The 8590-nt window shown below is 71.1% G+C and carries 11 protein-coding genes and 1 pseudogene; 7 read left to right on the plus strand and 5 right to left on the minus strand.

Going from position 1 to position 8590, the window contains the following annotated elements:
• Positions 1-266: 266 nt before the first annotated feature.
• Genes ASG29_RS17480 through ASG29_RS08290 form a run of 3 tightly spaced genes read left to right on the plus strand, consistent with a single transcriptional unit; the run spans position 267 to position 2406 of the window.
• On the plus strand, positions 267-530 hold the full coding sequence (locus ASG29_RS17480) for an HPr-rel-A system PqqD family peptide chaperone (RefSeq protein ID WP_235532831.1): 264 nt from the start codon (positions 267-269) through the stop codon (positions 528-530).
• Positions 527-1381 (plus strand): HprK-related kinase A, encoded by an 855-nt coding sequence (locus tag ASG29_RS08285; protein ID WP_055982764.1) that lies wholly within the window; start codon positions 527-529, stop codon positions 1379-1381. The genes ASG29_RS17480 and ASG29_RS08285 overlap by 4 nt, the downstream gene beginning before the upstream one ends.
• Entirely contained in the window at positions 1369-2406 is a 1038-nt protein-coding gene (locus ASG29_RS08290) for a nucleotidyltransferase family protein (protein WP_055982766.1), read from the plus strand. Before ASG29_RS08285 ends, ASG29_RS08290 begins: the two co-directional genes overlap by 13 nt.
• On the opposite strand, the gene ASG29_RS08295 is transcribed toward ASG29_RS08290, so the two are convergent.
• Together ASG29_RS08295 and ASG29_RS08300 are read right to left on the minus strand one after the other, a co-directional pair.
• The gene (locus ASG29_RS08295; protein ID WP_156457953.1) at positions 2357-2728 is read right to left on the minus strand and encodes a hypothetical protein; all 372 of its coding nucleotides are present in this window, start codon (positions 2726-2728) and stop codon (positions 2357-2359) included. The two genes, ASG29_RS08290 and ASG29_RS08295, sit on opposite strands and share 50 nt — an antisense overlap.
• Entirely contained in the window at positions 2725-3390 is a 666-nt protein-coding gene (locus tag ASG29_RS08300; protein ID WP_055982768.1) for an HAD hydrolase-like protein, read from the minus strand. Before ASG29_RS08300 ends, ASG29_RS08295 begins: the two co-directional genes overlap by 4 nt.
• Positions 3391-3450: 60 nt before the next feature.
• On the opposite strand from ASG29_RS08300, the gene glmU reads away from it, so the two are divergent.
• From glmU to glmS, 4 genes are read left to right on the plus strand one after another with little or no spacing between them, the layout of a single operon-like run.
• Positions 3451-4809, plus strand: coding sequence for a bifunctional UDP-N-acetylglucosamine diphosphorylase/glucosamine-1-phosphate N-acetyltransferase GlmU (gene glmU, locus ASG29_RS08305; protein ID WP_055982770.1), 1359 nt, complete (start codon positions 3451-3453; stop codon positions 4807-4809).
• Between the two features lie 30 nt (positions 4810-4839).
• Positions 4840-5205: a CopG family transcriptional regulator gene (locus ASG29_RS08310; RefSeq protein WP_055982772.1), complete on the plus strand. Its 366-nt coding sequence runs from the start codon at positions 4840-4842 to the stop codon at positions 5203-5205.
• Positions 5202-5582, plus strand: a complete 381-nt coding sequence (locus ASG29_RS08315) for a PIN domain-containing protein (RefSeq protein WP_055982774.1) — start codon at positions 5202-5204, stop codon at positions 5580-5582. The genes ASG29_RS08310 and ASG29_RS08315 overlap by 4 nt, the downstream gene beginning before the upstream one ends.
• 16 nt (positions 5583-5598) lie before the next feature.
• Positions 5599-7425 carry a glutamine--fructose-6-phosphate transaminase (isomerizing) gene (glmS, locus tag ASG29_RS08320; protein WP_055982775.1) on the plus strand — a complete coding sequence of 609 codons (1827 nt, stop codon included), beginning with the start codon at positions 5599-5601 and terminating at the stop codon, positions 7423-7425.
• Between the two features lie 18 nt (positions 7426-7443).
• Here the strand turns inward: glmS and ASG29_RS08325 are convergent, their stop codons facing one another.
• The 3 genes and pseudogenes from ASG29_RS08325 to ASG29_RS17485 form a co-directional block, all read right to left on the minus strand.
• Positions 7444-8013 (minus strand): type II toxin-antitoxin system VapC family toxin, encoded by a 570-nt coding sequence (locus ASG29_RS08325; protein ID WP_055982777.1) that lies wholly within the window; start codon positions 8011-8013, stop codon positions 7444-7446.
• A complete protein-coding gene (locus ASG29_RS08330; RefSeq protein ID WP_055982779.1) occupies positions 8003-8257 on the minus strand; it encodes a hypothetical protein in 255 nt (84 codons plus the stop codon). The genes ASG29_RS08325 and ASG29_RS08330 overlap by 11 nt, the downstream gene beginning before the upstream one ends.
• A gap of 144 nt (positions 8258-8401) precedes the next feature.
• Positions 8402-8590, minus strand: a pseudogene (locus tag ASG29_RS17485) (nitronate monooxygenase); the annotation flags it as partial.

Below are 8590 nucleotides of genomic sequence, written 5' to 3' on the forward strand. Positions count from 1 at the left end.
TCTGAAATACGTGTCGCGGTTGCAGCGCGGGACCGCGGGCTTCACCTGCTTCGTGTCCGTCCAGATGCTGCGGAAATAGAGCGCGACCGGACCATGTCGGATCATCGGCACGGCGGCGATTTTGGCGTGGCGCAAGGCGGGAGGAGGGAGTGATGCCGAGGCATCGTGACCGACGAGCAACGCCGCACCACGTCAAAATCGCCCCGCCGCGCAGCGGGCGCCCGAAGGGCGATGACGATGGTTCGACATGGTCTGGTCGCGCTCTGGTGTTCCGCAGCGGCCCGGCCGATGCGTTCGCGGTGCGGGAGATGGGCGGGCTGACCGCGGTCTATCACCGCCCGTCGGGGACCACCCACCTGCTGGCCCCGCCCGCGCCGGAGATATTGCGCGCGCTTGCCGACGCGCCGATGACGGCGGACATGCTGCTGGCGGTGCTGATGCGCGCGTACGACCTGGCCGATCCCGATGCGGCGGCGCTGGCCGCACGCATCGAGGAACTGGTCGCCGCCGGGCTCGTGGAGCGGGCGTGAGGCATTCGCTGCGCGTGCGCGTCGGGCCGGTGGGCTTCCGCATCGGCAGCGACTGGCGCGCGCCGATCGACGCGCTCGCGGCGCTGTACGCCGGTTATCCCGTGCCCGACGTCGCCGACGTGACCGTCCGCCTGTCGGCGACGCGGCCGTGGCGGCGATGGGTGCGCCCGGCGGTGGCGATCGGCGGGGATTTCATGCTGCCCGACGCCGCGCCGCTGCCGCTGCGCCACGGCCTGCTGGCGGCGGAGATGGCGATGAACCTCCAGGTCGCGCTGGGGCACCGCCGCCACCTGCTGCTCCATGCCGCGGCGGTCGAACGCGACGGGCGCTGCGTGATACTGACCGGCGAATCGGGCGCGGGGAAATCGACGCTGGCGACGTTGCTGATGGCGCGTGGCTGGCGCTTCATGGGGGACGAATTCGTCCTGATCGATCCTGCGACCGGCACCGCATCGCCGTTCCCGCGCGCGATCAGCCTGAAGAACGAAAGCGTCGCGCACGTCGCCCGCGCGATGCCCGACGCGCGGCTGGGCCCGCTGCTGTCGGACACGCCGAAGGGCACGATCCGCCACCTCGCCCCCGATGCGCGCGCGATCGCCGCGATGGACGTGCCCGCCGCGCCCGCGCTGCTGCTGTTCCCGCGCTTCGGCGCCGCGCGCGACGTGCGCGGCGTGGACCGGGGCGAGGCGTTCGTGCGGCTGACGCAGGCGTCGACCAACTACACCATGCTGGGGGAGGCGGGGTTCGACGCACTGGCCCGGCTGGTGACGGACGTGCCCGCCGTCGCGATCGACTATCCCGACGGCGACACGGGCGTCGCACTGGTGGAGGAGCTGGCGTGCGCGCGATAGAGCGCCTCGTCCGGCTTCTGGCCGAGCCGACCGCCGCGCCGCCGCCCGGTGAATGGACCGCGATCCTGTGCGTGGCGCGTGCGGAGCAGCTGGCGGGCGCGCTCGCCGACCGCTTGTCCGGCGTCGCGGTGCCCGCGGCGGTGGCGGCGGTGCTGGCCGCGGCGCGGATCGCCGCGGCGGAGCAGCGTCGATCCGCCTTGTGGGAGGCGGAGATGGCGCGCCGCGCGCTGGCGCCGCTGCGCGTGCCCGTCGTGCTGCTGAAGGGCACCGCCTATGTCGCCGCCGGCCTGTCCGCGGGGCGGGGGCGCGCGATCGGCGACCTGGACGTGCTGGTCCCGCGCCGGGCGCTCGACGCGGTGGAGGCCGCGCTGCGCGGGGCGGGGTGGGAGGCGCTGAAGGACGACGGGTACGACGATGCCTATTACCGCCGCTGGATGCACGAGCTGCCGCCGCTGGTCCATCGCGACCGCGACCGGTTGATCGACGTCCACCACACCATCCTGCCGCCTACCGCGCGGATCGCGCCCGACGCGGGCGCGCTGCTGGCGGGGGCGGTGCCGCTGAACGACGGCCTGTCGGTGCTCGGGACGGAGGACATGGTGGTCCACGCCGCGCTGCACGTGTTCGCGGACGGCGACCTGTCGGGCGGGCTGCGCAACCTGTGGGACATCGACCGGCTGCTGCGCGAGTTCGACGAGGGCGACCGCGACTTCTGGCTGAAGCTGCGCGCACGCGCCGCCGAACATGGCGCGGGCGCGCCGGTCGCGCGCGCGGTGCGGCTGGCGTCGCGCCTCTACGCAACGCCGGTCCCGGCGGGATGGGCCGCGCCCTCGCGCGTCGATGTGCTGTACGCCCGCCGCCTGCTGGCGCGCGACGATTGGGGGCGGGAGGACCGGGCGGCGACGCGGCTGGGCTTTTACGTCCGCTCGCACGCGATCCGGATGGCGCCGCCGCTGCTGGCGCGCCACCTGGCGATCAAGGCGTGGAAGCGTCTCGTCCCCGTGCGGGGCGGCGCACGATCCTGACCACGATCAGGACGCCGACGATGACGTAGGTGTCCGCCAGCCAGTCCATGACGTCGCAGTCGCGCCCGATCGCGGGGATCGACTGGAACACCTCGATCAACGCCCCCAGGAACGACAGCCTTTCCCCGATGCGGTGCAGCGGCGCCTGCGGGAAGGCGGCGACCGACAGGATCGTCAGCGTGCCGAACGCGGCCATGTGCTGCCACTTGTCGCCCACCGCGATCGGCAGGTGCGGCGGGCGCGGGTTGAGCGCCATCGCCAGTGCGAAGACGATCGCGGCGACCAGCAGGATGCGCGCGGCGCGGATCGCGACGGGGGTCACAGCGCCTCCAGCACGGGGATCAGCCGGTCGAACCGGTCGATCGTGGCGTCCGCGCCCGGCGTGTCGTGCCCGAACCCGAAATGGCAGCCGACCACGGGCAGCCCCGCCGAATGCGCCGCCTCCACGTCGTAGCGCGAATCGCCGACGAACGCGGCGCGGCGCCCGTTCGCGGTCCCGCCGCAGCGGCGCAGCATCTCCCGGATCGGGTCGGGCGCGGGCTTGTTGCGCGGCATCGTGTCGCCGCCGATGATGCAGGCGAAGCGATCCGCCAGGCCCAGCCGGTCGAGCAGCTCGCGCGAGATCGCCTCGCGCTTGTTCGTCACCACCGCCAGCGTCGCGCCGCGCGCCGCCAGCCCCTCCAGCGCCGCCACCGCGCCGGGATAGGGGGCGGTGTGATCCGTCAGGTGCGCCCTGTACCACGCGCCGTGCCGCGGCAGCAGGTCCGCCTCCAGCGCGGGGCTGGTGCCGCCGGTCAGGTCGAGGACGCGGTGCAGCAGTTGCTGCACGCCGCCGCCGACGTGGCTCAGAATCACCGCGCGCGACAGCGGCGCGCGCCCCGCCAGCGACAGGGTGTGGTTGACCGCGGCGGCCAGGTCGTCGCCGGTGTCGAGCAAGGTGCCGTCGAGGTCGAAGCCGACGATCTGGAACGGGAAGGACGTCATCCGGCGCGCGCCTGCCGCCTCGCTATGGAAATGGCAAGGAAGTGATGGCAGGGGCGGGCGATGAGCACGCCGATCGCCGCCATCGTCCTCGCCGCGGGCAAGGGCACGCGCATGAAATCCGACCTGCACAAGGTGCTGCACCCGCTGGCGGGGAAGCCGATGCTGCTGCACCTGATCGACAGCGTCGCCGGCCTGTCGCCCGCGCGGACCGTCGTGGTCGTCGGCGCGGGGCGGGAACAGGTGGAGCGCGCGGTGGCGCCGCACGGCATCGCGACCGCGCACCAGGCCGAGCAGCTGGGCACCGGCCATGCGGTCGCGCAGGCGCAGGACGCGCTGGCGGGGTTCGCGGGCGACGTGCTGGTCCTGTACGGCGACGTGCCGCTGGTGGGCGCCGACACGATGCGGCGGATGCTCGACCGGCTGCACGGGCCGGACGCGCCCGCGACCGTCGTGCTGGGCTTCCGCCCCGCCGATCCCGGCGCCTACGGCCGGGTGATCGTGGCGCCGGGCAGCGACCGGATCGACCGGATGGTGGAATACAAGGACGCAACGGACGCCGAACGCGCGGCGACGCTGTGCAATTCCGGGTTGATGGCGGTGCGGTCGGCGGACCTGTTCGCGCTGCTCGCCCGCGTCGGCAACGATAATGCGGCGGGCGAATATTACCTGCCCGACGTGGTGATGCTGGCCGCCGCGGACGGACGCACGAGCGCGGTGATCGAAACCGATGCGGCGGAGGTGACCGGGGTCAACAGCCGCGGCGAGCTGGCCGCGCTGGAGGATGTGTGGCAGCGCGCGCGGCGCGCCCGCGCGATGGCCGACGGCGCGACGCTGACCGCGCCCGATACGGTGTGGTTCGCGCACGATACGCAGCTGGGCCGCGACGTGACCGTGGGGCCGAACGTGGTGTTCGGGCCGAAGGTGACGGTCGCGGACGGCGCGACGATCCACGCCTTCAGCCACCTGGAAGGCGCGACGGTGGGCGCGGGGGCGGAGGTCGGCCCCTACGCCCGCCTGCGTCCCGGCGCGGTGCTGGGCGAGAACAGCAAGGTCGGCAATTTCGTCGAGATGAAGAAGGCGATTCTGGGCGCGGGGGCGAAGGCGAACCACCTCAGCTACATCGGCGATGCCGACGTCGGCGCGGGGGCGAACATCGGCGCGGGCACGATCACGTGCAATTACGACGGCTTCCTGAAATATCGCACGACGATCGGCGCGGGCGCCTTCGTCGGATCGAACTCGGCGTTGGTCGCGCCGGTCGCGATCGGCGACGGCGCGATCGTGGCGGCGGGATCGGTGGTGACGCGCGACGTGGCCGCGGACGCGCTGGCGCTGGTCCGCCCCGCGCAGGTCGAGAAGCCCGGCTGGGCCGCGCGCTTCCGCGACGCGATGCGGGCGAAGAAGGCGGCGAAGGCTTGACCTGATATCATGATATGATATCGTAGCGTCATGACGCGCATACTCGCCGACCTGCCCGACGACGATGTCACTTGGCTCGACCGTCGCGCGGCGGAAGAGGGGCGGTCGCGCGCTTCCATGCTGCGCGAGGCGGTATCGGCGTTCAAGGCGCAGTCCGACGGCAGTGACGAGGATTGGCTGAAGGCGGGTTTCGGCCTGTGGGCGCGCCATGGCATCGCGACCGATCCGCACGAGTACGACCGGTTGCGCCGCGCCGAATGGACTCGTCCGTGGGATGACGATTACGATGCGGTGCGCGCGGAATCACCCGAATGCTTTGCCGATCAGGACGATCGCGAACGCGCGCATTATCGCCGGCTGGACGATGGCGGGCCGGCGCCCGCGGACAATCCGTGAGCGGCTACAGTCTGGATGCCAACATCCTGATCGATGCGTTGCGCGGCCACTCGCCCGCGCATGCGGAGATGTTGCGGATCGTCGAGGGCGGCGCTCGCATGTGGATCAGCCGCATCGCGTGGATCGAGGCTTTGTCGAAGGGCAACGAGGCCGTCGTGCGCGATGCCGGGCGTTTCCTGTCGCGGTTCGGCATGGACGAGGTCGACGAGCCGATCGCCTCCCGCGCGGCGGCGCTTCGTCGCGAGCGGACGTCGCTGAAATCCCCCGACGCGATCATCCTCGCGACCGCGCAATTGCGTGGCCGCGTGCTCGTCACCCGAAACACGAAGGACTTCCCGGCGACGATGCCGGGAATCCGCGTTCCCTACACCCTCTAGTTCCGGATCTCATCCTATGTGCGGCATCGTCGGTATCCTCGGGCGCGACAACGTCGCGGAACGGCTTCTGGACGGGCTGAAGCGGCTCGAATATCGCGGCTACGATTCGGCCGGGATCGCCACCGTCCACGACGGCGCGATCGACCGGCGCCGCGCGTCGGGGAAGCTGAGGAACCTGGCCGCCGTCCTCGACGCGGAACCGCTGCCCGGCACGATCGGCATCGCGCACACGCGCTGGGCGACGCATGGCGGACCGACGACGAACAACGCGCACCCGCACGCGACGGACGAGGTCGCGGTGGTCCACAACGGCATCATCGAGAATTTCAAGCCGCTGCGCGAGGCGCTGGAGGCGCGCGGGCACGTCTTCACGAGCGAGACGGATACCGAGGTCGTCGCGCATCTGGTCAGCGAGCGGATCGAGGCGGGGGACGATCCCGTCGCGGCGGTGAAGGCGGTGCTGCCGCAGCTGCACGGCGCGTTCGCGCTGGCGATCCTGTTCCGCAGCCATCCCGACCTGCTGATCGGCGCGCGGCTCGGCTCGCCGCTGGTCGTCGGCTATGGAGAGGACGAACTGTACCTCGGCTCCGACGCGCTGGCGCTGGCCCCGCTGACGCAGCGCATCTCGTATCTGGAGGAGGGCGACTGGGTCGTCCTGACGCCGGACGGCGCGCAGGTGTACGACATCGAGAACGACCCGGTGGAGCGCGCGATCGTCGCGTCGGGCGTGACCGATCAGGCGATCAGCAAGGGCAACCACCGCCACTTCATGCTGAAGGAGATATACGAACAGCCGATCGTCGTCGCGCAGACGCTGCGCTCGTACTTGCAACGGCTGGAGGAGCGCGTGACGCTTCCCGTCCCCGACGATTTCGACTTGTCCGCGATCCGCCGCGTCACGATCGTGGCGTGCGGGACCAGCTTCTACGCCGGGATGGTCGCCAAATACTGGTTCGAGCAGTTCGCGCGCGTCCCCGTCGACCTCGATGTCGCCAGCGAGTTCCGCTATCGTACGCCGGTGATGGAGGACGGCGGGCTGATGATCGTCATCAGCCAGTCGGGCGAGACCGCCGACACGCTGGCGGCGCTGCGCCATGCGAAGGCGGAGGGGCAGAAGATCGCGGCGGTGGTGAACGTGCCGACCAGCACGATGGCGCGCGAGGCGGACCTGCTGCTGCCGACGCATGCGGGGCCGGAGATCGGCGTGGCATCGACCAAGGCGTTCACGTGCCAGCTCGCGGTGCTGGCCGCGCTCGCCGCGAATTTCGCGCGGGCGAAGGGGCGGCTGTCGGTCGAGGAGGAGCGCGGGATCGTCGAACATCTGGCGGAGGCGCCCGCCGCGCTGAACGCCGCTTTGTCCTACGATGCCGCCATCGCCGCGATCGCGCCGATGATCGCGGGCGCGCGCGACGTCCTGTACCTGGGTCGCGGGACCGATTATCCGCTCGCGCTGGAAGGCGCGCTGAAGCTGAAGGAGATCAGCTACATCCACGCCGAGGGCTATGCCGCGGGGGAGATGAAGCACGGCCCCATCGCGCTGATCGACGAGGCGGTGCCCGTGATCGTCATCGCGCCGTCCGGCCCGCTGTTCGAGAAGACCGTCAGCAACATGCAGGAAGTGCAGGCGCGCGGCGGGAAGGTCGTGCTCATCAGCGATGCGGCGGGCATCCGCGCCGCGGGGCAGGGGTGCCTCGCCACGATCGAGATGCCCGAGGCGCACCCGCTGATCGCGCCGCTGGTCTATGCCGTGCCGGTGCAGCTGCTGGCGTATCACGTCGCGGTGGCGAAGGGGACCGACGTGGACCAGCCGCGCAACCTGGCGAAATCCGTGACGGTGGAGTGATCGGCCGCGTGCAGGCAGTCACCGCCGCTGGCGGTAGAGCAGGACCCGCCCGGCTGGCACGATCTGCTGAATCAGGTCCATGTCGCCGATGTTGCGGGAAAGAAGCGTCGAGCCGTTCTCGAGCGCCTGTAGGAGCAACGTGGCGTCGTTCATGAAGGGCTGCCGGTCTGCCTTCGGCAGTCCGCGCAGCCGGGCGACGACCCCGGTGACGATGCCGGCCTCCGCGACGGCCGCGACGCTCGGCGCGAACAGGCGGTGCCTGGGAATGTCTTCGATCACACCCCTGACAGCGGTGAGGACATCCCCGGTATCGTGATGCGAGGGGTCGAGCCGTCCGAACAGATGGGTAAGTTCACCGACCGCGATCGACGAGTGGTTCACCTGTCGCACGAGCAGCAGGTCCTTGACCGCCTGCGGTGCCCGATTCTGCAACACGTCGATGTACACCGTTGTGTCGAGCAGGAGGGGCGGACCGCCGGCCTGCGCGTCGTCGGCGAAGGTCAGTTCGTCGTCGGGCCTGCGGACGAGCGGCGGCGTCCGTTTCTCCGGCTTGAGCCGGCGAAGCGACGCGGCGAGTTCAAATACCAAGATCCACGTCCGGGCCGATCGATCCCTCGCGCGCGAGCAGGCGCTCGGCGAAGTCGTCCTCGAGCGCGACCTTCGCCAGGGCGTAGTCGATCAATCGGGCGCCTCGCAGCCCCGACTTCGTCACCGCCGCCTCGAGCAGCGTTTCGTGCACGCGTCCGGAAAGCGGCTTGCCCTTCCGGCCCGTGGTCAGACCGATGCTCGCCGCGGTCGTCAGCACCGCCTTGACGCGCAGGTTCTCGGTCATGCCGGCGCGATCCCTCGGTGATCCCGCACGGCTGCGCGGCTTGTCTGGTTTGACGGCCATATCCTGCACTTCCAATCTGTCAGACAAATACGCCGTTATGCACGACAGGACAAGGCCCGCGGAACGCCGCGGGGCCGTCGCTGCTCACTCCGCGACCAGATCGTTCATCCGCCCCACCGCCTCGGCGAATTCCAGCTTGAAGTCCTGCACCACCTGCGCCGCCGGGCGGACCTGCTCCACCAGTCCCACGCCCTGGCCGACGAAATAGGTCACCATGTCGCGCGCCTCTGCGACGCCGCGTTCGACCGCCTTGTCGGCGGCGCGGATCGCGGG

Origin of the sequence: Sphingomonas sp. Leaf412 (genome assembly GCF_001425405.1) — a bacterium.
Lineage (GTDB): Bacteria > Pseudomonadota > Alphaproteobacteria > Sphingomonadales > Sphingomonadaceae > Sphingomonas.

Coding starts and splice junctions, on each gene's coding strand:
- ASG29_RS08300 (WP_055982768.1), bottom strand. CDS start 3,390: ATGACGTCCTTCCCGTTCCAGATCGTCGGCTTCGACCTCGACGGCACC.
- glmU (WP_055982770.1), top strand. CDS start 3,451: ATGAGCACGCCGATCGCCGCCATCGTCCTCGCCGCGGGCAAGGGCACG.
- ASG29_RS08310 (WP_055982772.1), top strand. CDS start 4,840: ATGACGCGCATACTCGCCGACCTGCCCGACGACGATGTCACTTGGCTC.
- glmS (WP_055982775.1), top strand. CDS start 5,599: ATGTGCGGCATCGTCGGTATCCTCGGGCGCGACAACGTCGCGGAACGG.
- ASG29_RS08330 (WP_055982779.1), bottom strand. CDS start 8,257: ATGACCGAGAACCTGCGCGTCAAGGCGGTGCTGACGACCGCGGCGAGC.